Below are 24,097 nucleotides of genomic sequence, written 5' to 3' on the forward strand. Positions count from 1 at the left end.
TTCCATCCGCACCCGAGGCGGCCGTACGACCGGGTCAGCGAGGAAGGACGCGGATCCGGTCGGTGGCGACGCTGCGCTTGAGGTTGCGGTTGCCCTCGTACACGACCTTCGCGGTGCGCCCGCCGGGCCGCTTGTTCACGCGGACCTTCAGCGTCCGGCGACCGTGGTGGTAGCCCTTCAGCGCTCGCGTCTTCACGGTGGTGCTGCCGATCTTGAGCCGCAGCGTCCCTGTCGGGGAGCCGCCCGGGGCGCTGACCCGGATCGCGTACGTGACCTTGCGCCCCCGCTCCACCCGCGTGGGGCTCACGCTCAGCCGGGCGTACGAGGTGGCCTTGCGGACGTCCACCGCGATGGCGCTGCTCTTGGACGTGACCCAGTCGCTGCCCGACTTCGGGGAGTAGACGGCCTTCAGGTTGTGCCGGCCCGCAGCGAGGCCGGACGGCAGGCGGTACGTGGCGTTGCCGTTCGCGTTCAGCTTGATCCCGGTGGCGACGATCCGCTTGCCGTCGAGCACGTTGGCGGTGCCGGTGGGCGTCTCGTCGTTGTCGACCGGACGCACCTTGATCGACAGCGACACCGGGGCGCGGGTGCCGTAGATCTGTCCGGTCGCCGAGCGGCTCACGGTGGTCCGGGTCGCGTTGCCGCAGAGGTCGCTGGAGTCGAGGAACCGGTCGGGTCGACCGTTCACGCACTCGCGCCCGAGCGGGGTGATCGGCGAGATCGCGGTGAAGTCGCGCGGCAGCAGGGTGAAGCCCTGCCAGTGCACCGGCATCGGGCTCTGGTCCTCGTCGCGCACGACGTGGTGGAAGCCGACGTTGACCCACGCGACCGGGTCCGTCAGCGACTGGCCGTTGGCGTAGTCGAGGACGCTCTGGTTCGTGCAGGGTGACGTGAGGTTCTCCGACGCGTACTGCTCGCAGGCCCTCGCCTGGCTGAACGTCACGGCGTTCTGCGCGGACGGGTCCGCGGCGCTGCCGACCACCTCGCCGTGGACGTCGTTCGCGCCGAACGCGATCTCGTACGACCGGGCGTGTCCGTCGGCGTTGAGGCTGCCCGGCGCGACGACGCGGAACCAGCGGTAGTCCGGCGCCTGCTTGGTGGCCTCGGTGCTCACCGTGGTCGTGGACGCAGCCAGTCGCGGACCTGCCGCGCCTGACCCCGCCTGCGCGTAGTCGTACTGCTCGACGGTCTGGTTCGTGGCGCCGTCGAGGCCGAAGTCGACCCGCCAGACGGCGTTGTGGTGGTGCGACGTCGAGGTGTCGTGCGTGTGGTCGAGTCCGACGTTCCAGCCGAACCGCGCATCGTTGACGAAGTCGATCGGCGACAGGTCACCGGTCGCGCCGAGCTGCGGGACGATCGAGCCGGTGTCGGTGAAGCGGTACTGGACCTCGTACTCGTACCAGTCGACCTTCGAGATCGTCGACACGACCAGATCGGTGCCTTGGTCGGTGAAGAGGATCCCGTCCTCGATCGACTGGTTCTCCTGCTCGTGCGAGCGGTAGGCGAGCCCGGTGTCCTGCTCGTTGACGCAGACCGCGGGGATCGAGCGCTGGACGAACGAGCCGCGCAGGTCGAAGGCCTGCTCGACCGTACGGCGGGTCCCTCCGGGGCACTCGCTCGCCGCCAGCTTCTGCAGGTGCTGGTTGCCGAACCCGAAGCCGGTGATGTCGTTCCACTGGTTCACGCCGGAGTCGTACGGGACGTTGAGCTGGCTCAGCGCGATCGAGTCCAGGACCTTGCGGTAGCGCGACTCGTTCGCGCCCTTGAACCAGATCTCCTCGAGGACGAGCCCCTTGTTGGAGTTGATGTTGAAGCACATGGCCCACGCGGAGCCGGCCTCGAGCGTCTTGCGGATCGCGCCCTTCGACGAGCACGACAGGTCGGGCGTCGCGGCGGACGCGGGCGCGCTGGGCAGCGCGACGAGGAGTCCGGCGGCGAGGGCGGTCGCGGCGAGGGCCGCGGTCGCGCGGGCGAGGGTACGGAGGAGGGCTCGGGGACTCATCTCAGTGCTCGTGATCGCTGTGGTCGTGGCCGGCGTCGCCGTCGGCGTGGTCGTGGCCGGCGTCGCCGTGGTCGCCGGTGGTGTCGAGGACGGTGCCCTGGGAGAGGTTCACGACGAGTCCGGAGGCCGTCAGGTAGAGCCCGTCGGGGAGCTGGATCCGCAGCTCGACGCAGCGCTGCTTGCCGCAACGGGCCGCCGGTCCCTGCTGGTCGGGCCCGGCCGTCCAGGCGCTGCCCGTGACCGAGACGGACTCGGCGTCGAACGTCGCTCCGGTGCCCTTGAGGGACTCGGCCTGGAGCTGGTCGCTGATCGGGTCGGCGAGGACCACGGCGAGGGCCGCGGACGTCTCCGCAGGGCTCGGGGGCGGCTGGAACCCGCGTCCGTCGGCCGAGTCGACGGTGCCGGCGCCGAGGTCGACGGTCTGCGTGATCACGTGGTTGTCGGTGTAGTCGTAGAACGTGACGTCGACGAGGCGCTGCGTCGTCTCGCCCTCGGTCGGCGTGAGGTCCACCGAGAGCAGCTGCGCGACGGGATCACCGTCGACGTCGGTCGCGTCGTCCGGCATCGACGCGTCGGTCTCGGCCAGGTGCTTGGCGTACCCGATCTCCTCGATGCTGAGCGGGTCGCGGGGAGCGCCGATCTCGTCGGGCCGCTCGGTCGGCAGCTCGTTGGTGCGCTCGACGCTGCCGTCGGGCTGAGGCTCGTCGGCGACCACGTCGTCGCCGGTGCGCAGCGCGATCACGACGGCGAGGACGAGGGCGAAGACCGCCGCGACGGCGACCGTACGAGGTCGTCGCCACGACGTGGATCGTGACGTCACGGGCGGGCTCCTGGGAGACGAGCGGTGGTGCTGGCCGCAGCCTATCCTCGCGGTGGTCCGCTCCGTGGTCCAATTCGACAGATCGGTCAATTCGGCGCGAATCAGGCGACGCGGGACGTGCCCTGGTGCGCAGAACCACGGCGTACGGGTGTCAAGATGGCCAGATGACGAGCGAACCGATCTACCACCGCTACGTCGCGCTCGGCGACTCCTTCACCGAAGGGGTCGGTGACCCGGATTCCCGTCGCCCCAACGGGTTGCGCGGCTGGGCGGACCGGGTCGCGGAGGTGCTCGCGACGAAGTCCGACGACTTCGGGTACGCGAACCTCGCCGTCCGCGGCCGGCTGCTGAAGCCGGTCATCGCCGAGCAGCTCGAGCCCGCGCTCAAGCTCCAGCCCGACCTCATCACGATCTACGCCGGCGGCAACGACATCATGCGGCCGAAGGTCGATCTGGACCACCTCGTCGAGCTGTACGACGCCGCGATCGGCCGCCTGTCCGTGACGGGCGCGCGGGTCGTGATGTTCACCGGATTCGACCTGGGCTTCGCGCCGGTGTTCGGCAAGCTGCGCGGCCGGGTCGCGATCTACAACGAGCTCGTCCGCGAGGTCGCCGAGACCCATGGGGCGACGATCGTGGACTACTGGCGGTTCCGGGAGTACCGCGACGACCGCTACTGGGACGTCGACCGCCTCCACATGGGGACCGCGGGGCACCAGAAGATGGCGATCCACGTCCTCGACACCCTCGGGATCAGCCACGACATCAAGCCGCCGCGACTGCGTGCGATGTCCGCGCAGACCAAGAAGGAGCGGCGCGACGCCGATCTCGCCTGGGCCAAGGGGTACGCGGTGCCGTGGGTGCAGCGCCGGATCCAGGGCACGTCGTCCGGCGACACCGTGAAGCCGAAGCGCCCCGAGCTCGCCCCGATCTGACCGCTGCCGCCGGTTGAGCCTGTCGAAACCCTGCCCGATCATCAGTGCGGTGGATCCCGGGCACATGCTGCCCAGGATCCACCGCACTGTTGCCTGTGGAAGACGCCAGCGGCGATCCCGCGAACACCGGCAGCATGCAGCGGTGGATCCGCCCCGCGACTTGCTGGCCCAGCAACACGGGGTGGTCGCGCGGCGTCAGCTGCTCGATCTCGGATACTGCGACGACGACATCCGGCGATGGAGGCGACGCCGTGACCTGGTGGAGCTGCACCCAGGGGTGTACGTCGACCACACCGGCGAGCCGACCTGGATCCAGCGGGCATGGGGTGCGGTTCTGTGCGCCTGGCCGGCCGCGCTCTGCGCAGCCTCCGCACTGCGGGCGTACGAGCGACGGGCGTTGTACGAGGTCGACCGGTCGGTGATCCAGATCGCGACGGACCGTGATCGCAACGTAGTGACCCCGGCGGGTGCCGCGGTCGAGCGTCGGACGGGGTTCACGGCGCGTGTCCGATGGAACTACGCACCACCCCGGATGCTGTTCGAGGAGGCTGTCCTCGATGTCGCGATCGGTGCTCGCGACGAAGTCGGTGCCGTGGCGGCGCTCGCATCGGCGTGCGGATCCCGGCGTACGACCGCGAACCGCTTGCGTGCGGCGATCAACGCGCGCGGGCGGGTCAAGGGTCGGCGATTCCTCCAGGCCGTGCTGCGCGACATCGCCGACGGGACTCACTCCGTCATCGAGCACGGGTATCGGCACCGCATCGAACGCCCGCACGGACTCCCCTCCGGCCGCGGACAACGCCGCGCGGTTCGGGAGCCCTACCGGATCGCCTACCGCGACGTCGATCTCGACGAGGTGGTGATCGAGCTGGACGGACGCCATCACGGCGAAGCCGAGCAGCGGGACGACGACTTGGAACGCGACCTCGACGTCCTCGTCGCAGGACGGCCGACCGTACGCCTGGGATGGGGCCAGGTGTTCCGTCGACCCTGCGGGACCGCGGCGAAGGTCGGGGAGGTGCTGCGGCAGCACGGCTGGTCCGGAGAACCGCACCCCTGCAGATCTCCCGACTGCGCCGTGCGGGCGGGGCCGTAGTGCGGTGGATCTCGGGCACATGCTGCCCCGGATCAACCGCACTGATGGATCGCGGCGGGTTCCCACCCCGGTTGCGGGTCTGCGGGGGCGGTGGCAGCGTCGGCCGGAGGAGGTACGTGATGAATTGTCGTCGGACCGCTGCGGCTCTGATCGCCGCCGCAGGACTCACGCTCGCCACTCTCGTCGCCGCACCGGCCGAGGCCCACCGGGGCCACGGCCACGGCCACGCCCCGCCCACCTCGTACGGCACGGGTGGCGCGGTGTCGTCGGTGGACGCGAACGCCAGCAAGATCGGCCGCGACGTGCTCGCGAAGGGCGGCAACGCAGCGGACGCCGCGGTCGCGATGGCGGCTGCACTCGGCGTCACCGAGCCGTACAGCGCGGGCGTCGGAGGAGGCGGCTACTTCGTGTACTACGACGCACGGACCGGAGACGTGTCCACGATCGACGGGCGCGAGACCGCTCCGGCGGGGATCACCCCGGACGCGTTCATCGACCCCGCGACCGGCCAGCCGTACCCGTTCAGCCCCGACCGCGTCACGTCCGGCGTCTCCGTCGGCGTCCCCGGCACGCTCGCGACCTGGGAGGCGGCGCTCGACGACTACGGGACGCACTCGCTGCGCCGTGCGCTGAAGCCGGCGACGCAGCTGGCCAGCAAGGGGTTCGTGGTCGACGAGACGTTCCGCAGCCAGACGCTGCAGAACGAGGAGCGGTTCGCGGCGTTCCCGGACACGGCCGCGCTGTTCCTGCCGGACGGCGACGCGCCGCAGGTCGGGACGGTCTTCCGCAACCGCGACCTCGCCCACACGTACCGCCTGATCGCCCGGCGCGGCACCGGCGTCTTCTACGACGGCCCGATCGCCGACGAGATCGCCGACACCGTGCAGGACCCGGTGACCTCGCCGGACACGGACCTCCCGGTCCCGCCCGGATCGATGACCCCCGACGACCTCGCGGCGTACGAGGTGCTGCGCCAGGCGCCGACGCGGGTCGGCTACCGCGGCCTGGACGTGTACGGGATGGCGCCGTCGAGCTCGGGGGGCACCACGGTCGGAGAGGCACTGAACATCCTCGAGAACTTCGATCTCGAGGGCGGTGACGAGACCGCGCAGAGCCTGCACTACTACATCGAGGCGTCCGCGCGGGCGTTCGCCGACCGTGGTGCTTACGTCGGCGACCCGGCCTTCGTCGACGTGCCGACCGAGACGCTGCTGAGCCAGGACTTCGCCGACGCCCGGGCGTGCACGATCGACCCGGACACCGCGACGCCGCGCCCGGTCGCCGCGGGCGCGCTCACCGACTCCGGCTGCGCGACCACCGCGTACACCGAGAAGCCGGACACCGAGAACATCTCCACCACCCACCTCTCGGTCGTCGACAAGTGGGGCAACGCCGCCGCGTACACGCTCACGATCGAGCAGACCGGCGGCTCGGGGATCCTCGTGCCGGGGCGCGGGTTCCTGCTGAACAACGAGCTGACCGACTTCTCGGCCGTCTACGACGAGGCCGACCCGAACCGGATCGAGCCCGGCAAGCGTCCGCGCTCCTCGATGTCGCCGACGATCGTGCTCGAGCGCGACCGCAAGGGCGGCTGGGGCAAGGGCCGCGGCAAGGGCGGCTGGGGCAAGGACAAGGGCAAGGGCCGTACGGAGACCCGGGTGAAGTACGTGCTGGGTTCGCCGGGTGGTTCGACGATCATCACGACCGTGCTGCAGATCCTGATGAACCGGATCGACCTCGGGATGACCCTCCCGGAGGCGGTCGCGGCACCGCGCGCGTCGCAGCGCAACACGGTGGCGACGACGGCGGAGCCGGAGTTCATCGAGGAGTACGGGGATGCGCTGGCGCCGTTCGGGCAGGCGCTCACACCGTCCGGGGACCAGTTCACGTCCGCCGCGGAGATCGGGGCGGCGGCGACGATCGAGGTGACGAAGCGCGGTTCGATGATCGCGGCCGCGGAGCCGGTCCGCCGCGGCGGCGGTACGGGCCTCGTCGTTCGACCGTACGGGCGGTAGGCGCGGGGTCTCGATCGGGCTCGTTCCTCGCCCGCCTCGACCAGCGGTGCTTCTGTTGGTCGAGGCGCGAGCGGAGCGGGGTCTCGATCGGGCTCGTTCCTCGCCCGCCTCGACCAGCGGTGCTTCCCTTCCGGTGGTCGAGGCGCGAGCGGAGCGAGTGATCGAGACCCCGAACCGCTAACGCGACAGGAGCTGCCCGGAAGGGATCGCCGGCACACCCTCGCCGTCGAACACCACCGACCCGCGCAGCACAGTCGCCCGTACGCGTCCGCGCAGGCGCAGCCCGTCGTACGCCGTGAGCTTGTTGCGGTGCGCGAGCGCGTCGGCCCGCACGTCGTACGGCTCGTCGGGCGCCCACAGGACGAGATCGGCGTCGCGCCCGACGGCGATCGCGCCCTTCGCACCGAGCCCCGCCAACGCCGCCGGCCCCGATGACATCCAGGCACTGACGCGTTCGATCCCGATCCCGCGCCGCGACGCCGCGTCCGCCACCGCCGCGAATCCCACCTGCAGCCCCGCGATCCCACCCCACGCCTGCTGGAGATCGCCGTCGCCGCGATGCTTCTCCTCGGCCGTGGACGGGGAGTGGTCGGTGACGATCACGTCGATGACGCCGTCGCGCAGCCCGTCCCAGAGCGCGTCGGCGTTGTCGGCGTCGCGGATCGGGGGACAGCACTTGAACTCCGCCGCGCCGTCCGGGACCGCGTCCGCGTCGAGCACGAGGTAGTGCGGGCAGGTCTCGACGGTGATGGGGAGGCCTTCGGCGCGGGCCTTCGCGATCGGTTCGAGGGCCCGTGCGCTGGACAGGTGCAGGATGTGCGTCCGGGTGCCGTGCTCGCGCGCGGCGTCGATCAGCATCTCGATCGCGTCCACCTCGGCGGCGTCGGGACGCGACGCGAGGAAGTCGGCGTACGCCCGGCTGGCGGGCGCGGGCGCCGCCGCGATCACGTCCGGGTGCTCGGCGTGCACGATCAGCAGGCCCCCGAACCCGGCGACCTCGCGCATCGCGGTGTGCAGCTGGTCGCGGTCGAGCGGCGCGAACTCCTCCACACCGGAGTCGAGCAGGAAGCACTTGAACCCGAACACGCCCTCGTCCCACAGCACCTCGAGCGTGCCGAGGTTGTCCGGGACGGCGCCGCCCCAGAAGCCGACGTCGACCCGTGCCTTCGCAGCGGCGCGGGCCCGTTTCAGTGCGAGCGCCTCGGGAGTCGTGGTGGACGGGATGCTGTTGAGCGGCATGTCGATCAGGGTCGTGACGCCGCCGCGCGCAGCCGCTTCGGTCGCGGTCGCGAAGCCTTCCCACGCCGTACGGCCCGGTTCGTTGACGTGGACGTGCGTGTCGACGATGCCGGGGAGGACGATCACGTCGTCGCCGACGTCGAGAACGGCCAGGTCTGCGGGCGAGCCGCCCGCGTCCCCGACCGGCGCCTCCAGCGCACCCGGTCCGGTCACGATCTCCGAGAACCGCCCGTCTGCGATCCGCAGCAGCGCCGGCTGGAGCCGTCCGTCCACGAGCACCCGCCGGGCCCGGACGGCCTCGAGCGCACCTGTCCCCAGACCCGGCATCTCAGCAGAACCCGTCCACGCTGTCCCACACGGCATGCCCGTCGGCCTCGCCGTCGCGGAGCACGGCGGCCTCGATCAGCCCGTACGGCCGGTCGGCCGCGTAGAAGACCTCGCCGGGGTTGTCGAGCCCGAACGGCGCGAGATCGACGAGGAAGTGGTGCTTGTTGGGCATCGAGAACCGCACCTCGGCGATCTGAGGCACCGCGTCCAGCACCGCGGTCGCCATCACGTACAGCGTCTCCTGGAGGGCCTTCGAGTGCGTGTCCGCGAACGCCGTGAGCATCGCCGACCGCGCCGCCCCGTACGCGCTGTCCCAGTCCAGCCCGCCCCCGTCCAGCCCGCGCCCGTCCAGATCGGCCACCCCGTCGGCGTAGCGCCACCGCGCCGACACCGACGTCGCGAGGATCCGGTCGGTCTCCTCGGGCAGCGTCGTGTAGCGGTCGCGCGGGAACCCGACGAACTCCGACCCGGTCGACTTCATCACGGTCAGGTCGCGCAGCCCGGCGAGCACGGTCGTACGGCCGCCGTCGACGTCGACCAGCGCCGTACGGGTCTCGCCGCCGGAGCGCGCGAACGCGTGGTCGTGCGGCGCGCCGGACTCAGAAGGCAAGCGGTCCCACCCGTACGCGTGGGCCTCCCAGCGGCCGCCGTCGACCCACGCGAAGTCGTCGGTGAAGTGCGCAGCCAGGCGCAGCAGGAACGCCTCGGGGGAGGTGATGCCGTCGCGGGCGAAGGCGAAGATCGTGTTCTTCTGCGTGTCCGTCGCGATCACGTGGGCGTTGTCGCCGCGGGTGTGCGTGTCGGCGAAGTCGCCGCGCAGCTGGCTCGTGACGGACAGGTCGGTGAGCGTGTGCCGTTCGGTGTCGCGGTCGACCCGTACCAGCCGGACCTCGGCCTTGCCGTAGCGGTTCGCGCCGAGCCGGTACCCGGCTGCGGGCTCGCTCGGCGCGGAGGTCGGATCGGTCTGGGACACGGGCATCTCAGCTCCCTCGGTAGGTGGAGTAGGCGAACGGGCTCAGCAGCAGCGGGACGTGGTGGTGCTGGTCGACGTCGCTCAGCGCGAACGTGATGTCGACCGACGGGAAGAACGCGGTCCGCCCGGAGTGCGCGAAGTAGCCGGCGACGTCGAACGTCAGGCGGTACGTGCCGGTCGGGAGGTGCTCCGGGCCCAGCTCGCGGACGCGGCCGTCGTCGTCGGTGACGCCGTACGCGAGGGGTTCGACGGCGCGGTCCTCGACGAGGCTCAGCGTGACGGTGACGCCGGCGGCGGGGTGGCCGAGCGCGGTGTCGAGGACGTGGGTGGTGACGTGGCTGGTCATGGGTCCATCCTGGTCGCCGGAGGGTCCGCGGGCAGGTCCAGCAGTCCGCGCAGCCGCAGCATCGCGATCTCGCGGAGCTGGCCCGCGGTGACCTCGAGCTCGGTCTGCGGGTCGTTGGTGAGGCGCTGCTCGAGCATCGCGAGGATCTCCTCGGCGCTGCGTCCGGCGGCGCGGACGAGATAGACCCGGTCGAACCTCTCCTCGTACGCCGCGTTGCCGGCCCGCAGGCGCTCGGCGACGTCGGCCTCCTGCGACACCCCGGACTGCTCGCGGGCGGACATCGCGGCCTCGGCGCCCCCGCGGTCGGAGCGTTCCCCGATCCGCGGGTGCTGGGCCAGCGCTCGCTCCACGTCGTCGGCGGTCCAGAACGCGGTCGCACCCTCAGCCGTACGGAGGAGGGCGTCGGTGTCGGCGTACGGGCGGCCGTCGACGATCGCGGCGACCCAGGCTGGGATGTCGGCACAGGCGGTGAGGGTCTCGGTGAGTTCCTCGGCGGCGCTGCCGTTGAACGCGTCGATGTCCATGGAATGAAGTTATTGCTTCACGGCCGTCAGCGCGTTACTCATCGGTGAACGACGTGTAAGAAATTCGCCGGGGCCGCGGAACGACCCGAATCCTCCCTACACTCCCCACCATGACCCCGCTCGACGAGACCGACATCGCCTCGCCCGTACGACTCGGCGCGCGTCTGCGCGAGCTGCGCGAAGCGGCCGGGGTGTCGATGCGGGCGCTCGCCGGGGAGCTCGGGATCTCGCCGAGCGCGCTGTCGCAGATCGAGCGCGGCGTCATGCAGCCGTCGGTGAACCGCCTCGTCGAGATCGTCACCGCGCTGGACGTGCCGCTGGCGTCGGTGTTCGACGAGTCCGGGGGCGCGGAGTCCGGCGTGATGGTCGGGCGGGCCTGGGAGACCGGTCCGGTCGAGCTCGCGGAGGGCGTCACGTACCGCCGGCTGTCGCCGGTGCCGGTCGCCGGTGCGGAGCTGTTCGAGTCGACCTACCCGCCCGGCGCCGCGTCCAGCCAGCACCGCCAGCTGCTCGTGCACCGCGGCCGCGAGGTCGGCAGCGTGACCGCCGGCGAGCTGACGGTGGTCGTGGGGGAGGAGCGGTACGTGCTGGGGGTCGGCGACTCGATCACGTTCGCGGCGGCGACGCCTCACCTCGTGTCGAACGACGGTACGGAGACCGCCGTCGCCGTCTGGCTGACCCTCCACGACGCGTAGGCCCCCGGCGGTCCGATGGTCGAGGCGGAGCGGAGCGCCGATCGAGACCCGCCACCGGTGGTCGAGGCGGAGCGGAGCGACGATCGAGACCCGGTGCCCCGGGTGGTCGACTCTCGATCACTCGCTGCGCTCGCGCCTCGAGTATCGGCGCTCCGGTGGTCGAGGCGGAGCGGAGCGACGATCGAGACCCCCGCCCTCACGCCCCGCCCGTCACCCAGCGCAGCGCGCGCTCCGGGTCGTAGCTGCAGTACGTGCCGGTGTGCACCGAGTGCCGCAGATGCCGCCCGAGCTCGGGATGCGCCTGCTCGATCCGACGCAGCGCATCCGCGACCCGACGGTAGACGGCCTTGCGGGCCCGTTCCGCGTCGTCGGGGACGGTACGAACGCGCCCGCCCACCCCGTACGCCGTGGCGAGCTCGCGGACCAGCCAGTCCCGCTCTTCAACCAACGCCTCGGTCGATCCGCCCAACGCCTCAGCCTCGCGTACGGCCTCGTCCAGCTCGGCCAGCCGACGCCGGTAGTCGGCGCGGGCCTGCCCGTCGACCACCTCCTGCGACGGCGCCGTACGGGGCGCCGCGCCCGCCTCCCCGGCGCACAGGTCGAGGACGTGCCGTTCCCGCCCCGGTTCCGCGAGCAGGGTCGCGAGGTCGTGCATCCCCTTGCTGTCGCGCAGCGTGACGACGCGGCCCTCGAACGCGACGGTCCAGTACTCCCCGTCGCGCCGGAACACCTGCTCGGGCGTCCTCCCTGCCTCCTCCTCACCCGGCACGGCGACCGTCGTCATGGTGATCTCGCCGAGAGGATCCGGCAGCCGTACGCGCTGCTCGGCGGCGAACACGATCCCCGAACCCGGCACGACATCCCGTACGGTCCCGCTCACCACCACCCGACCCGGTGGCCCGTGGCGCAACAACGCGGCGGGCACGCGCGACGCGGGTCCGCGCACGATCGGACCGCCGACCTCGCACTCGCCGGTGTGGACGGCAGCGCGGAGCGCCACACCGCCATCGTGCGCCGCCCGCACCACACCCAGCCCGCACCGTACGGCGTGGGTCGCGGAGTCGAACCGGATCGCGCCGTCTCCCGACGCCGTCGTCACCTCGACGCCGTCCCAGCGGCGCGCGTGCCGCCGGACCAGCGCGAGGCTGTCGGGGTCGTGCGCGTCGGTCGCGAGCAGGGTGACGAGGCGATGGTCGGTGGGCGCGGGCGGGGCCGGTACGCCGAGGAACTCCCGCACCGCGTCCACGATCGACGCCGCATCACCCACGTACGGGAGGTGGTCCACGCCGGGCAGCTCGACGAGGCGGGCGCCGGGAATCCGCGACGCGATCCGGCGCGCACTGCTCGTCGGAACCACCGTGTCGCCGGAGCGGTGCACGACCAGCGTCGGCGCCCGTACGGTCTGGAAGACGTCGTCGAGGTCGTAGCGCTTCGCCGTGTCCATGAACCGCACCACCGCGTCACGGCTCAGCGCGAGGCGTTGCTGCCGCGCGAACCACGCGAGGTAGTCCGGATCGTCGGCCGCCGACGGCGCGATCAGGCTGACCTGGGCGGTCGCGCCCTCGGGCGTGCCCCAGTGCTGGAACACCGGCCCGAACGCGGCATCGTACTCCGTCTCGTCCAGCACGCCCCACGGGTGGTCGCCGTCGCGGAGCAGCCGCGAGATCCCGCCGTACAGGATGATGCGCTCGGTCCGCTGCGGGTGCATCGACGCGAACAGCGCCGCTAGCGCACACCCCTCGGACACCCCGAAGAACGACGCGCGCTCCGACCCCACGGCGTCGAGGACCGCGACGACGTCCTGGACGCGTTCCTCGAGGGTCGGCGCGAGGTGGCGGTCGCCGCGGTCGGACAGCCCGCAGCCGCGCCGGTCGAACAGGATCAGCCGCGTGAAGCGCGACAGCTCCTCGAGCATCGCGGTGAGGGACGGTTCCTCCCACTTGACCTCGAGGTGGGTCATCAAGCCGAACGCCCACACCAGATCCACCGGCCCGTCGCCCACCGTCTGGTAGGCGATCTCGACGTCGCCGGTCCGGGCGTAGTGCGTCTCCGGTGCTCGCATCAGCGTTCCCTCGCTCCCATCCTGGCACGTCGGGCGGGTCGCGCGGGGTGCGCGGGGTGCGCGCGACGGCGGGCGTCGCGGTGCGACGGGGGATGTCGCGCCTGCAGGGGGACAGCGCCGTACGAGCTGAGGAGAGTGCCATGTCCACGACGTCCCTGACGATGCAGACCGCGACGATCGGCGACCACGAGCTGGCGTACCGGGCGACGGGGGAGGGGGAGGCGGTCGTGCTCGTGCACGGCGGGTTCGCGGCGGAGCTGCTGGCGGGCGTCGAGCAGGCCGAGGCGCTGGGCGGGTTCCGGCGGGTGCTCTACCACCGGCAGGGGCATGGGCACAGTCCGCGGCCGGAGCCGATCGGTCCGCTGACGCTGGAGGACCAGGCCGACGACCTGATCGGGTTACTGGACCACCTCGGTATCGACGCCGCGCACCTCGTCGGCCACTCGCTCGGCGCGCTCGTGGCGCTGACGACGGCCGCGGCGCACCCGGATCGGGTCCGCTCGCTCACCCTCCTCGAACCGCCTGTCCCGTTCTCGCACCCGGCCGGCGCCGAGTGGCTGGAGTCGATGGGCCCGGTGGTCGAGCGGTACGGCGCGGGTGACGTCGGCGGGGCCATGACCGCGTTCTACGACGCGACCCTGCGGGAGGGGTGGCGCGAGCGGATGGAGCGGGTCGCGCCGGACGCGTTCGAGGACTCGGTCGACGGTGCGCCGATGGGGTTCGAGTCGGACATGCCCGGGATGGCGTGGACCGACGGGCTCAGCGCCGACCAGGTCACGGCCGTACGGTGCCCGGTGCTGCTGGTCGTGGGCGGGAGCACGCGGCCGGTGTTCGCGGACGCGCGGGAGGTCGTACGCGGGTGGTTCCCGTGGTGCGAGGACCTCGAGGTCGCCGGCGCGGACCACATGCTGCCCGTGCTGGCCCCCGACACGATCGCCGAAGCCGTCGCCCGCCACGCCACCTGACCGCCCATCCGATCCGCCGGTCGAGGCGGAGCGGAGCGACGATCGAGACCCCTCCCTCCCCTCCGCCGGTCGAGGCGGAGCGGAGCGACGATCGAGACCCTTTCGTCACCTCCGCCGGTCGAGCCTGTCGAGACCACGGCGAGTTCCGGCGTGGCGTAGCCGGCACGTGAGGCGGATCCGGGAGGGCAAGGCGGGGCGTCTCAATCTCCAGCGCGGCCGACTCGCACCCGTTCATCGACTCTTCGGATCGGCCACTCCCGGATCCGCGACCACGACGCTACCGCGCAGCCATCAACCTCGGAAGGCCGAGAATGCACGGCGCTGGATCTGGACGCGCTACTGCCGGGTCATGGTGCTGGGGTAACCCCCGCCTCCGGGGTAGACCCATGCGCCGGTCATGACGGTGTCGCCGTCGGTGAAGGTGCCGCGGAAGTAGGCGGGGCTTCCCGTGGCGCCTGCCCAGATGGTGAGTGTGTCGTCGTCGAGCTCGTAGACGTAGTCGAAGGTGTTGCCCTGCGAGTCGTAGAACCGGGAGGCGATCTCCTCGCTGACTGGCTCGCCGAAGGGGTGCAGATGTCCGATCACCTCGAACCCCGTCACGGTCTGTCCGTCCTGTTCGAGGTCCACGTGCTGGATCAGGAAGAAGTCGCCGAGCGCCCGCTCGTACCGGACGGTGCCGGTCGCGCCGCCGGTGACGCTCCAGGTGCCGACGAGCCGGTCGAGGGCGCGGAGGCGTTCGCTGGGCTCGGCCGGGGCGTCCTGCCCGTAGTCCCCGGCGGCGATGTCGCTGTTGTTCTCGGTCATGATGTGCTCCGTCCGTTCGGTTCGGTGGTGCGACCGCGGTTCGGGTCGCGCTCACCGGGACCTCGGAGTCAGCGGGCGGTTCTCGACACGATGACCCGAGAGATTTCGAGGAGAGGTCTTTCGCTGGGGATGTCGAAGCAGGGCCATCGGCTCCGAGGTGTCGGTGACGTCGCCCGCTCGGGGCGACACCGGACCGATACGGAGCACCTCATGCACACCACCACCGACACCGGGAACACCGTCGGGCGGGTCGCCGGCCCGCGTACCCGGACGTTGCTGGCCGCCGCGGCCCTGGCCGGCCCCTTCTTCTACGTGTCGTCCTTGGTCCAGGCGCTGGCGCGGCCCGGGTTCGACATCGGCATCCACCCGCTGAGCCAGCTCGCGACCGGCTCGCCGGGGTGGATCCAGCAGGTTACGTTCGTACTGGCCGGGCTGGGCGTGATCGCGCTCGCCGTCGCGCACCGCCGTCTCGTGACCACCGGGATCGGCCGGCGCCTGGTGCCGATCTTCCTCGCGATCTTCGGCGCCGGGTTCGTCGTCGCCGGCCCGTTCACGATGGACCCGCAGAACGGCTTCCCCGAGGGCGCACCTGCCGGCGTCGTGGAGATGTCGTGGCACTCGATCGTGCACACCGCCGCCGCGGCTACCTCGTTCGTTGCGCTCGCGGCGGCGTGCATCACCTTGCTCGTGCGGCACATCCGGGCCCGTCACGTGGGGGCCGCGGTCGGCAACGGACTGGTCGCTCTGGTGCTCCTCCTGCCGACCTCGCCCGACGAGGCGAGCATCCAGATCGCGATCACCGGGCTGATCGCCTTCACGTGGGTCACGGTGTACGCCCTCGTCCTGCGACGGTCGGCGTGAGCGCCGGTAGCGTCGAGCACGACCGAGCAGCTGAGGAGCCACGATCGTGAAGTATCTGTTGTTGAGCTACACCCCCGCCGAGGCCTGGGATGCCGCCACGGCCGACGCGCCCAGCCAGGAGGCTCTGGACGCGTTCGCCGCGTATCAGAAGTTCGAGGCCGAGCTGCGCGAGACCGGTGAGTTCGTCCTCAGCGAGGGGCTCGGTCACCCGGCGGTCACCACCACCGTCCGTAAGACCGACGCCGGTGTCACGGCGACCGATGGCCCGTTCGCCGAGCTGAAGGAGGTGCTCGCGAGCTTCGCGATCATCGACGTCGCCAGCCTGGAACGCGCCCGCGACATCACCGCCCGGATCGTCGAGGTGCTCGGCGAGCCGTTCGAGATCCGTCCGATCATGGGCGACGACTTCGCCTGATGCCGGACCCGGAACCCGCCGTGAACCGGCGCATCGTGGATGTGCTGCGCGAGCAAGCGCCGCACGTGCTCGGTGCGCTGGTGCGGAGGTTCGGTCGGTTCGAGCTCGCCGAGGACGCCGTCCAGGAGGCCCTCCTCGTCGCCGCCCAGCGCTGGCCGGGCGAGGGGATCCCGGATGAACCTCGCAGCTGGCTGATCCGCGTCGGCTACCGGAGGATGATCGACCTGATCCGGTCCGAACAGGCTTCCCGCCGCCGCGAGGAAGACGCCGCGTACGCCGATCCCATGCTCGTCGACCCCACCCGGCCCGCACCGGCCGTGATCGACCATGACGACAGCCTGCGCGTCCTGCTGATGTGCTGCCACCCCTCCCTCAGCGGCGTCTCGCAGGTCGCCCTGACGCTGCGCGCGGTCGGTGGTCTCAGCACCGAAGAGATCGCGCGTGCGTACGGCGCGACCGAGACCACGATGGGCACCCGGATCAGCCGCGCCAAGCAGACCCTGAGGAAGTCCGGCGCCCGCTTCGACATCCCCGACGACGACGACCTGGCCGGCCGCGTCGCGGTCGCGATGCGGGTGCTGTACCTGATCTTCAACGAGGGCTACACCGCCACCGCCGGCGACCGCCTCACCCGGGTCGACCTCACCGCCGAAGCCGTCCGGCTCACCCGGATGCTCCACGCACTCCTCCCCGACGAGGCCGAGGTCGCCGGGCTGCTCGCGCTCATGCTGCTGACCGACGCACGTCGCGACGCTCGTACGGATCCGCGCGACGAGCTCATCGTTCTGCCCGACCAGGACCGTTCACTCTGGGATCAGGACATGATCATCGAGGGGCGGCGGCTCATCGACGATGCCTGGCGGCGCGAGCGCGTCGGCCCGTACCAGCTCCAGGCAGCGATCGCGTCCACGCACGCGCAGGCGGCATCCGCGCAGGACACCGACTGGCCGCAGATCGCGGCCCTCTACCTCTGGCTCGAACGGCTCCAGCCGGCCGCGCCCGTACGCCTGGCCCGGGTGGTCGCCGTCGCCGAAGCCTTCGGTCCCCGTCGGGGCATCGCGCTCCTCGACCAGCTCGACCGCGAGCACGGCATCACCGATGACCCTCTCGTCACCCAGCGCACCCACGCCGTCCGCGCCCACCTCCACGACCGCCTCGGCGAGCACGACCGCGCCGCGGGCGAGTACCGCGCCGCCGCTGAGCTCACGACCAACGAAGCCGAACGCCGCTACCTCCTCGGGCGGATCAGCGGTCAGAGCGAGTGAGGTCGCGAACGCGCGGTGCCCCACCGGTCGATCCCGATGGTCGAGGCCGCTTGTCGATCCCGCTGGTCGAGGCCGAGCGCGGCGAGGATCGAGACGGGGTCTCGATCGGGCTCGTTCCTCGCCCGCCTCGACCAGCGCCCAGACGCGAGGATCGAGACCGGCGGGGGGCGGGCTCAACCGGCGTAGGTCGCGGCTACGGCCAGCACGGACGCCTCGAACGCGTCGATCGCCGCCGCGACGTCGTCCGCCCGTACGGCCTCGCCCGGGTGGTGCGAGATCCCGTCGTGGCACCGCACGAACTGCATCCCCACCCCCGTGATCGCCGCGACCGCCATCGCGTCGTGGCCGGCCTTCGAGAACAGCACCATCGGATCCTTGTCCCCGACTGCCGCCAGCCCGTCCGTGATCGCCGCGCGCAGCGCCGGGTCCATCGCCACCGCCGGCGCGCTGTGCGTCTCGGTCGCCTCCCAGCGCAGCCCGCGCTCGGCGCACCGCTTCTCGGCGGCGTCGACGATCAGGTCCCACGCGCGGTCGCGGTCGGCGTCGTGCTCGGCGCGCAGGTCGAGCGTGAGGTCGACGCGGCCGGGGATGACGTTGACGCCACCCGGGTACGCCTGCATCGCCCCGACGGTCGCGATCACGCGCTCGGCGCGCGCGATCCGCTCGACGTCGAGCACGGCGTGGCTCGCCCCGATCAGCGCGTCACGACGGCGCTCGTACGGGGTGCCGCCCGCGTGCCGCGCCTCGCCGTGCACGCTGATCGCGAACCGGCGCGCCCCCGCGATCGTCGACACGACACCGAGGGCGCGGTCGGCCTCCTCGAGGTACGGGCCCTGCTCGATGTGCGATTCGAGGTACCCGACGAGCTCGTCCGGGTTCCGCGCCGCGTCGCCGACCCGGTCGGGGTCGAGCCCGAACCGCACGAACGCCTCGCGCAGCGTCACCCCACCCGCGTCGATCTGGTCGAACCACGCGTCGTCCCACGACCCGGCCAGCCCACGGCTGCCCATCAGCGCCGAGGAGAACCGCGTGCCCTCCTCGTCGGAGAACCCGACCACCTCGAGCGCGAACGGCAGCGCCTCGCCGGACGCGGCCCGCTTGGCGATCCGCTGCGCGACCGCAATCGCGACGACGACGCCGAGCGGCCCGTCGTACCGTCCCGCGTCCGGCACCGTGTCGAGGTGCGAGCCGAGCAGGAGTGCGGGCAGTCCCGGTTCGGCGCCCTCGAGGCGGCCGCAGACGTTGCCGACGGCGTCGATCCGCGCGGTCATGCCGGCGTCGCGCATCCAGCCGGCTGCGAGCGCGTTCGCGGCGGCGTGCTCGGGGGTGAGGAAGTACCGATCGATCCGGCCCTCGTACGCGCTCAGCGCGGCGAGCTCGTCGCAGCGCTTCAGGGCCGTACGGGCGGCCGCGTCGCTGCGGGCGGTCGCGCCGTGCGCGCTGGGCTCGCTCACGCGTAGACCTCCTTCGCGGCCGCGACCCCGCCCGCGGGCGGTACGGCGACCCCGCCCGCGCGCAGCACCTGCTCCAGCGCGGCGAGCGTGGTGAGGACGGCGTCCGTACGGGCGTTGTAGCCCATCGTGCCGATCCGCCAGACCCGGCCGTGCAGCGGTCCGAACGACGTACCGATCTCGATCCCGAAGTCGGTCAGCATCGCCGTACGGGCCGCGTCGCCGTCGATCCCGTCGGGGATCTCGACGGCGACCACGTTGTTCATCTTGTGCGCGACGTCGCCGAACACCTCGAGCCCGAGCCCCCGTACGCCCGCCGTCATCGCCTCGCCGTGCAGCCGGTGGCGTTCGACGGCGGCGTCCATGCCCTCGGTGACGAGCAGGCGGGCGCACTCGCGCGCCGCGTACAGCATCGAGGTCGCCTCGGTGTGGTGGTTGAGGCGGCGCGGGCCCCAGTAGTCGAGGATCATCGCGAGGTCGAAGTAGTTCGAGCGGATGCGCTCGCCGTGGTCGACCTCGCCGGCGTCGCGGATCCCGGCCTCGGTGTGCTTGCGCGCGGTGACGACCTCGACCGCGGCGGGGGACAGGGTGATCGGGGCACTGCCGGAGGGGCCGCCGAGGCACTTCTGCAGTCCGGCGGTGGCGACGTCGAGCTGCAAGTCGTCCATCGCGAACGTGTTGCCGCCGAGGGATGCGGTGACATCGACGTACGTGAGGACGTCGCGTTCCCGGCATACGGCTCCGATGCCCTCGAGCGGCTGGCACATCGTGGTGGAGGTGTCGCCCTGGACCATCGCGAGGACCTTCGGGCGTACGCGGTCGACTTCAGCGAGGATCTGCTGCGGTTCGAAGACGGTGCCCCAGTCGGTCTCGATGACGTGGACGTCGGCGCCGCAGCGTTCGGCGATCTCGCGCAGCAGGTGCCCGAACCGGCCGAGGACGGGGACGAGGACGCGGTCGCCGGGTTCGAGGAGGGAGACGAGGGCGGCTTCGATGCCGGCGCGGGAGGTGCCGTCGACGAGCAGGGTGGCGTCGTTGGTGGTGCGGAAGACGTCGCGGTAGAGCGCGGACGTCTCGTCCATGTACGCGGTCATGGCGGGGTCGTACTGGCCGATCAGCGGCGCCGCCATCGACCGCAGGACCCGGGGGTCGGCGTCGACCGGGCCGGGGCCCATCAGCAGGCGCGGGGGCGGGTTGATCGGCTCGACGGGCACCAGGTCCTCCTTAGGGCGGATGTACGCGGGCGACCGTAGACGGCGGATGTGACGGGGCGGTTACGGGCGTACGGGTGCGTGTGGCCATGGTGGCACGGCCTGGCTGGATCGACCGCGGTCGTCACCGATCTTCACTAGGGTCGCGGAATGCCACTAGAAACCGCCGTGACTACTGCCTGGACGTTCATGCAGGAGATCCCGATCCCGGACGACGTGGGCAGTCTCATTGTGGAGGGGGCGACCCCCGTCACTGCCTTCAAGACATTCCGGGATAGCGCGATCTTCACGACCAAGCGGCTGATCGTGCGGGATGCGCAGGGCATGACCGGCAAGAAGGTAGAGATCTACTCCCTCCCGTACAGCTCGATCAACATGTGGTCCTCGGAGAACGCCGGTCGCCTGCTGGACACGAACGCCGAGATCGAGATGTGGACCCGGGCCGGTCACATCAAGATCAAGGTCGGCAAGGGCGCGGACATCCGCCGGCTGGATTCGCTGATCGCGTGGGCGGTCCTCAAGTAGCACGCGGCAGCGGGCATCAATCGCTGGCGGCCAAGCCCATTCGTGGCGGAATCACCCCTTGAGCCATCGCCTCAGGAGTCGCCGGAGCCTCACCGGACCGCGCTTCGGCGCTTATCTGCCCGCTGTTCTGGTGCGGAAGTGCCATCGACACAGCCGACAGGTCTAGCCGCCGCGCGTCGTGTGTCGCTATGTTCCGCTCGTGGATTCAACGGTGATCGTGGCAGGCATGGGGTTCGTCGCCGCACTGCTCAGCGCGTGGCTCGGGGCTCGGCTGCAGCGCAAGTCCGATCGCGACGTGCGGATGCTGGAGGCGAGGCTGCGCGTGTATGGGGAGTGCGCCGACAGCCTGTACGAGTACTCCCGCGCCACCTACAGCCGGGCGAAGTCGCGCCTCGCAGGTCGGCCGGAGGTGGAGCGCGACCAGCTCCGTCAGGCGGCGTACCACTGCAACGCGCGCGTGCGTTCGGCAATCGGTCAGGCCTACATCCTGACGGGCGACCTCGACCTCGAGAGGCGTCTGTCCACGGTGCGCCGCACGGTCGGCACGTACAACGGCGTCAGCGACCCGGACGAGCTGAAGGGCCTCCAGCAGCAGGCCTACCGGGAGATCAACGACGCGCTCGAAGCCGCGCGTCGACACCTCGTCGCGTAGCCCCCATGCGCGGGCCTCCCGATGCCGTAGGCGTAGGACTCGGGGTATCACCCACCGCGATATCCTCGCGCCGTGCGCGTTTCGACGTGCTGCGCTTCGCGCCCGCCATCGCAACCGGGCCGCGTTCTTGGCGAGAGGCTCGCTCAGCCGGTCAGATGGCGCTTTCGAGGACCGGCGATCGATCGTCCTGATAGACCTGCGACATGACGATGGCGAAGCTGATGTTCGGCAAGCAGAGTGAGGCGTGGAAGGGTGAAGCGAGCGATTTCACCCCCACGCGGCGTGGTTCCTTCGCTGGGGTCGGGATCAACGGGCCTTGGGGTTCGAGGTGCGCCGCCTGCCCCCGCCCACTTCCCGATCGGTATCGCGAGTTTGAGTAGACTGTGTCCGTGGAGGATGTCAGGCGGTATCGCGTCGGAGATGTTTTTGTGCCCGGCGGTCGACCCACAATCACGTACAACCCCCGAGAAGACTTGAACCTCGAATCGCAGGTGCGTCGCTACTTGGCTGATCGCCACACGATCTTGTCCGTGTCGGGGCCGACCAAGACTGGCAAGACCGTGCTACTAAAAAGTCTGGTGCCAGATGCAATCTGGTTGTCTGGTGGGGGTATCAGTTCCGCTGACGAGTTCTGGCAGGCGGTTGGAGACCTGCTTGATCTCCCGAGCGTGATTGAGGACTCTGTCGACCAGTCGAGTACGACGTCCGGCGGATGGACTGCTGGCGCCGGTGTTGCTGGGTTCAAAGGTGAGCATCAGCACGCTGATGAGACCGGCTCGACTGTCGGAAGACGCAGCACGCGCAAGCGGTCGATCAAGAATCTAGTCCGCGAGAACATCCTCGATGACCGGCGCCCCATCGTTATCGACGACTTCCACTACATCGATCCAGGCGTTCAACTCGAGATCACGCGCGGGCTCAAGGACTTGGTGTTCGACGGTCTCGCGGTCATTGTTGCATCGGTTCCCCACCGCGCGTTTGATGTCGTCCGAGTCGAGAAGGAGATGACCGGTCGGGTCGACCAACTGGAAGTCGGCTTCTGGGGATCGGATGACTTGAGGGCGATTGCGACTAGTGGCTTCGGAGCCCTTCGTCTTGTTGACTCGGATGGTGCGATTACAAACCGGCTCATACAAGAGAGTTTCGAGAGTCCCCATCTGATGCAGTTATTCTGCCGCGAGGTGTGCTATGCAAACGATGTCGGCGAAGTTCAGGACCAGCCTCGAACCCTGCTCCCCCCCGAGTGGGAGGAGTTTTTCCGGGCTCGCGCATCGGATACGTCCAAGTCGGCGTTTGACCTCTTGGCGTGTGGACCGCGGCAGCGAACGGACCGAATAGTCCGGCGTCTGACGAATGGGCAGGACACGGACATATATGGCGCTACACTTACGGCCATTGCCCACACTGGGCCACTAACCAAACTGACATACGAGCAGTTGCGTTCTGCGCTCAAAGAGGTTCTCGACAGCGAGCTGCCCCAGAGGCACGAGGTAACCCGCGTTCTGGAAGAAATGACGAAGATCGCCAAAGAAAGAATCGATGGCGAGCCAGTGGTTGACTATGACGCAGAGTTGGCGACCTTGTTCATCTCCGACCCATTCTTTGCGTACTACCTGCGATGGGGCGTACGACCCGATGCATCGACCTAAGTCGGTAACCTGGCGTCGCGAACGAGGCAGTCGTCCGCCGCAGAACGCCTGGCTGAACTGAATGCCGGGATCGTGTTCGCGAATCGCATCAGGGTGGCGGTTCTTACGCAGTCGCTCAGGCGCCCGGCGACGTAGGCGTCGTGGAAGTGGACACCGTCGCGGTCGAGGCTACCGCGGGCTCGGGCGTAGTTTGGTGGTACTGAGATCGGCGTGCCGGGACAGGATCTGTCCAGGAGGAGCCGTCCCCGATCGAGCCTCCCGGTTGATGCACCGTCTCGGCCGACCGCGCTAGGGTGAAGGGCCAAGCACGCCGAACGTACATCTCACAGTCGGACAACGCGACGCATTTGGTGCACTGCGCGCCTCGCGGCGGTGACCGCGGCCCCTCCGCGCGGCTCTGGTCGGTTACGCCAGGAACTGGAGCATCATTCAGCGCCGTTGACGACCTTCAGCCGCGCGTCCTCTTGATCTGTCTAGGCCGTATGACAATATCACTCAGCATGAGCTCAGATCCTCCGGAAGGGCATCCCGCGGGCATCCAAAGACACCCCGTTGTGTGGGCTTCTGCCTTCGTAATCATGGGTGCCGTCCTGGGCCTAGTGACGGGACGAGCTCTGACGAACGACTTCAGTTCGTCAGAGTTCGAGGCGCTAGGAACATGGGCAGGAACCTTTGTCACCATCGGCGCGCTAGTGCTCGCCTACATTGTGCACCGGACGGAGGCCGCTGCCCGTGAAGCGGATCAGTACGCGCAGCGTATTCGGCAGTACAACGAGCGAAAAGCATTGGAGGAATCCGAGGCCGCCGTCCGCAGGCTCGAGCGCGAGGATGCTGAACTCGTGAAAGCGACCGTTACCGTGTTCGCCTCGGAGAACGTTGACGATGAGACCCGAACGCTGAACTCGGTGAAGGCAACCCTCCTAAACCGCTCGACCTCGGCCGCCACGGACGTTGTGCTGGAAGTCCCCAATATCGGCCTCAAGAGGAACTGGATTGTGCTGGAGCCAGCATCGCGAGAGGTCCAGACCCCGACTATTAGACCCGCAGCCCAGATTCCTAGAGACGGGGATCAGGCCCGTGAACTGATCCGCGAGCACACGCGTCTGCGCTTCACGATGCACAAGCGCAAGTGGGTCTGGAGTCCGGTGTCAGGGCTCAGTGAGCGTGGGTAGCCCGGCACGCGTGACCCAAGTCAGGTCAAGCGCTGAGGGCCGATCCGCTTCGTCGGAATGTCAGCCGCCGCCCTCGGAGCCCGCCTGTGACGT

The 24,097-nt window shown here is 70.3% G+C and carries 22 protein-coding genes; 12 read left to right on the forward strand and 10 right to left on the reverse strand.

The window, feature by feature from the left end:
* Positions 1–34: 34 nt before the first annotated feature.
* Positions 35–2,002, reverse strand: a complete 1,968-nt coding sequence (locus CLV56_RS12165; RefSeq protein WP_100414883.1) for a copper amine oxidase — start codon at positions 2,000–2,002, stop codon at positions 35–37.
* Position 2,003: 1 nt separating this feature from the next.
* Entirely contained in the window at positions 2,004–2,822 is an 819-nt protein-coding gene (locus tag CLV56_RS12170) for a hypothetical protein (RefSeq protein ID WP_039339791.1), read from the reverse strand.
* Between the two features lie 164 nt (positions 2,823–2,986).
* On the opposite strand from CLV56_RS12170, the gene CLV56_RS12175 reads away from it, so the two are divergent.
* From CLV56_RS12175 to ggt, 3 genes are all read left to right on the forward strand, one after another.
* Positions 2,987–3,757, forward strand: coding sequence for an SGNH/GDSL hydrolase family protein (locus CLV56_RS12175; protein WP_039339789.1), 771 nt, complete (start codon positions 2,987–2,989; stop codon positions 3,755–3,757).
* A 142-nt stretch (positions 3,758–3,899) separates the two neighbouring features.
* Positions 3,900–4,853 carry a hypothetical protein gene (locus CLV56_RS12180; protein ID WP_211288055.1) on the forward strand — a complete coding sequence of 318 codons (954 nt, stop codon included), beginning with the start codon at positions 3,900–3,902 and terminating at the stop codon, positions 4,851–4,853.
* A 119-nt stretch (positions 4,854–4,972) separates the two neighbouring features.
* On the forward strand, positions 4,973–6,868 hold the full coding sequence (ggt, locus tag CLV56_RS12185; protein ID WP_039356271.1) for a gamma-glutamyltransferase: 1,896 nt from the start codon (positions 4,973–4,975) through the stop codon (positions 6,866–6,868).
* A 177-nt stretch (positions 6,869–7,045) separates the two neighbouring features.
* On the opposite strand, the gene allB is transcribed toward ggt, so the two are convergent.
* From allB to uraD, 4 genes are read right to left on the reverse strand one after another with little or no spacing between them, the layout of a single operon-like run.
* Positions 7,046–8,434, reverse strand: a complete 1,389-nt coding sequence (gene allB / locus CLV56_RS12190; protein WP_039356274.1) for an allantoinase AllB — start codon at positions 8,432–8,434, stop codon at positions 7,046–7,048.
* Between the two features lies 1 nt (position 8,435).
* Positions 8,436–9,413 carry a factor-independent urate hydroxylase gene (pucL, locus tag CLV56_RS12195; RefSeq protein WP_039356277.1) on the reverse strand — a complete coding sequence of 326 codons (978 nt, stop codon included), beginning with the start codon at positions 9,411–9,413 and terminating at the stop codon, positions 8,436–8,438.
* A gap of 1 nt (position 9,414) precedes the next feature.
* On the reverse strand, positions 9,415–9,753 hold the full coding sequence (gene uraH / locus CLV56_RS12200) for a hydroxyisourate hydrolase (RefSeq protein ID WP_039356280.1): 339 nt from the start codon (positions 9,751–9,753) through the stop codon (positions 9,415–9,417).
* Complete coding sequence (gene uraD / locus CLV56_RS12205) at positions 9,750–10,277, reverse strand: 2-oxo-4-hydroxy-4-carboxy-5-ureidoimidazoline decarboxylase (protein ID WP_100414885.1); 528 nt, start codon at positions 10,275–10,277, stop codon at positions 9,750–9,752. The genes uraH and uraD overlap by 4 nt, the downstream gene beginning before the upstream one ends.
* A gap of 110 nt (positions 10,278–10,387) precedes the next feature.
* Between uraD and CLV56_RS12210 the strand changes: the two genes are divergently transcribed.
* Positions 10,388–10,972, forward strand: a complete 585-nt coding sequence (locus CLV56_RS12210; RefSeq protein WP_100414886.1) for a helix-turn-helix domain-containing protein — start codon at positions 10,388–10,390, stop codon at positions 10,970–10,972.
* Positions 10,973–11,168: 196 nt separating this feature from the next.
* Here the strand turns inward: CLV56_RS12210 and CLV56_RS12215 are convergent, their stop codons facing one another.
* Positions 11,169–13,034 (reverse strand): alpha/beta fold hydrolase, encoded by a 1,866-nt coding sequence (locus CLV56_RS12215; protein ID WP_100414887.1) that lies wholly within the window; start codon positions 13,032–13,034, stop codon positions 11,169–11,171.
* A gap of 140 nt (positions 13,035–13,174) precedes the next feature.
* Between CLV56_RS12215 and CLV56_RS12220 the strand changes: the two genes are divergently transcribed.
* A complete protein-coding gene (locus CLV56_RS12220) occupies positions 13,175–13,999 on the forward strand; it encodes an alpha/beta fold hydrolase (protein WP_157805150.1) in 825 nt (274 codons plus the stop codon).
* Positions 14,000–14,335: 336 nt separating this feature from the next.
* Here the strand turns inward: CLV56_RS12220 and CLV56_RS12225 are convergent, their stop codons facing one another.
* Entirely contained in the window at positions 14,336–14,803 is a 468-nt protein-coding gene (locus CLV56_RS12225) for a hypothetical protein (protein ID WP_100414889.1), read from the reverse strand.
* A gap of 210 nt (positions 14,804–15,013) precedes the next feature.
* Here CLV56_RS12225 and CLV56_RS12230 point away from each other — a divergent pair, with 210 nt between their 5' ends.
* The 3 genes from CLV56_RS12230 to CLV56_RS12240 are packed head-to-tail and all read left to right on the forward strand — an operon-like array spanning position 15,014 to position 17,344.
* Positions 15,014–15,664, forward strand: coding sequence for a DUF998 domain-containing protein (locus tag CLV56_RS12230; protein WP_039356282.1), 651 nt, complete (start codon positions 15,014–15,016; stop codon positions 15,662–15,664).
* Positions 15,665–15,710: 46 nt separating this feature from the next.
* The gene (locus tag CLV56_RS12235; protein WP_039356285.1) at positions 15,711–16,079 is read left to right on the forward strand and encodes a YciI family protein; all 369 of its coding nucleotides are present in this window, start codon (positions 15,711–15,713) and stop codon (positions 16,077–16,079) included.
* 20 nt (positions 16,080–16,099) lie between these two features.
* Positions 16,100–17,344, forward strand: coding sequence for an RNA polymerase sigma factor (locus CLV56_RS12240; RefSeq protein ID WP_245857790.1), 1,245 nt, complete (start codon positions 16,100–16,102; stop codon positions 17,342–17,344).
* Between the two features lie 173 nt (positions 17,345–17,517).
* Here CLV56_RS12240 and CLV56_RS12245 read toward each other — a convergent pair whose 3' ends face one another.
* Together CLV56_RS12245 and CLV56_RS12250 are read right to left on the reverse strand one after the other, a co-directional pair.
* On the reverse strand, positions 17,518–18,798 hold the full coding sequence (locus tag CLV56_RS12245; RefSeq protein ID WP_100414890.1) for an allantoate amidohydrolase: 1,281 nt from the start codon (positions 18,796–18,798) through the stop codon (positions 17,518–17,520).
* Positions 18,795–20,009: a pyridoxal-phosphate-dependent aminotransferase family protein gene (locus CLV56_RS12250; protein ID WP_245857793.1), complete on the reverse strand. Its 1,215-nt coding sequence runs from the start codon at positions 20,007–20,009 to the stop codon at positions 18,795–18,797. The genes CLV56_RS12245 and CLV56_RS12250 overlap by 4 nt, the downstream gene beginning before the upstream one ends.
* A gap of 165 nt (positions 20,010–20,174) precedes the next feature.
* On the opposite strand from CLV56_RS12250, the gene CLV56_RS12255 reads away from it, so the two are divergent.
* From CLV56_RS12255 to CLV56_RS12270, 4 genes are all read left to right on the forward strand, one after another.
* A complete protein-coding gene (locus tag CLV56_RS12255; RefSeq protein WP_245857794.1) occupies positions 20,175–20,531 on the forward strand; it encodes a PH domain-containing protein in 357 nt (118 codons plus the stop codon).
* A gap of 199 nt (positions 20,532–20,730) precedes the next feature.
* Positions 20,731–21,183 (forward strand): hypothetical protein, encoded by a 453-nt coding sequence (locus tag CLV56_RS12260; protein WP_157805151.1) that lies wholly within the window; start codon positions 20,731–20,733, stop codon positions 21,181–21,183.
* A gap of 389 nt (positions 21,184–21,572) precedes the next feature.
* The gene (locus CLV56_RS12265; RefSeq protein WP_157805152.1) at positions 21,573–22,832 is read left to right on the forward strand and encodes a hypothetical protein; all 1,260 of its coding nucleotides are present in this window, start codon (positions 21,573–21,575) and stop codon (positions 22,830–22,832) included.
* A gap of 578 nt (positions 22,833–23,410) precedes the next feature.
* Positions 23,411–24,004 carry a hypothetical protein gene (locus CLV56_RS12270; protein ID WP_157805153.1) on the forward strand — a complete coding sequence of 198 codons (594 nt, stop codon included), beginning with the start codon at positions 23,411–23,413 and terminating at the stop codon, positions 24,002–24,004.
* Positions 24,005–24,097: the final 93 nt, after the last annotated feature.

The sequence above is a fragment of the Mumia flava genome (assembly GCF_002797495.1).
Taxonomy (GTDB): domain Bacteria; phylum Actinomycetota; class Actinomycetes; order Propionibacteriales; family Nocardioidaceae; genus Mumia; species Mumia flava.

What these genes read in the sequence shown, in the direction of transcription:
- CLV56_RS12165 (WP_100414883.1), bottom strand. Translation starts at nt 2,002, where the DNA reads ATGAGTCCCCGAGCCCTCCTCCGTACCCTCGCCCGCGCGACCGCGGCC.
- CLV56_RS12175 (WP_039339789.1), top strand. Translation starts at nt 2,987, where the DNA reads ATGACGAGCGAACCGATCTACCACCGCTACGTCGCGCTCGGCGACTCC.
- ggt (WP_039356271.1), top strand. Translation starts at nt 4,973, where the DNA reads ATGAATTGTCGTCGGACCGCTGCGGCTCTGATCGCCGCCGCAGGACTC.
- allB (WP_039356274.1), bottom strand. Translation starts at nt 8,434, where the DNA reads ATGCCGGGTCTGGGGACAGGTGCGCTCGAGGCCGTCCGGGCCCGGCGG.
- pucL (WP_039356277.1), bottom strand. Translation starts at nt 9,413, where the DNA reads ATGCCCGTGTCCCAGACCGATCCGACCTCCGCGCCGAGCGAGCCCGCA.
- uraH (WP_039356280.1), bottom strand. Translation starts at nt 9,753, where the DNA reads ATGACCAGCCACGTCACCACCCACGTCCTCGACACCGCGCTCGGCCAC.
- uraD (WP_100414885.1), bottom strand. Translation starts at nt 10,277, where the DNA reads ATGGACATCGACGCGTTCAACGGCAGCGCCGCCGAGGAACTCACCGAG.
- CLV56_RS12210 (WP_100414886.1), top strand. Translation starts at nt 10,388, where the DNA reads ATGACCCCGCTCGACGAGACCGACATCGCCTCGCCCGTACGACTCGGC.
- CLV56_RS12215 (WP_100414887.1), bottom strand. Translation starts at nt 13,034, where the DNA reads ATGCGAGCACCGGAGACGCACTACGCCCGGACCGGCGACGTCGAGATC.
- CLV56_RS12220 (WP_157805150.1), top strand. Translation starts at nt 13,175, where the DNA reads ATGTCCACGACGTCCCTGACGATGCAGACCGCGACGATCGGCGACCAC.
- CLV56_RS12225 (WP_100414889.1), bottom strand. Translation starts at nt 14,803, where the DNA reads ATGACCGAGAACAACAGCGACATCGCCGCCGGGGACTACGGGCAGGAC.
- CLV56_RS12230 (WP_039356282.1), top strand. Translation starts at nt 15,014, where the DNA reads ATGCACACCACCACCGACACCGGGAACACCGTCGGGCGGGTCGCCGGC.
- CLV56_RS12270 (WP_157805153.1), top strand. Translation starts at nt 23,411, where the DNA reads ATGGGTGCCGTCCTGGGCCTAGTGACGGGACGAGCTCTGACGAACGAC.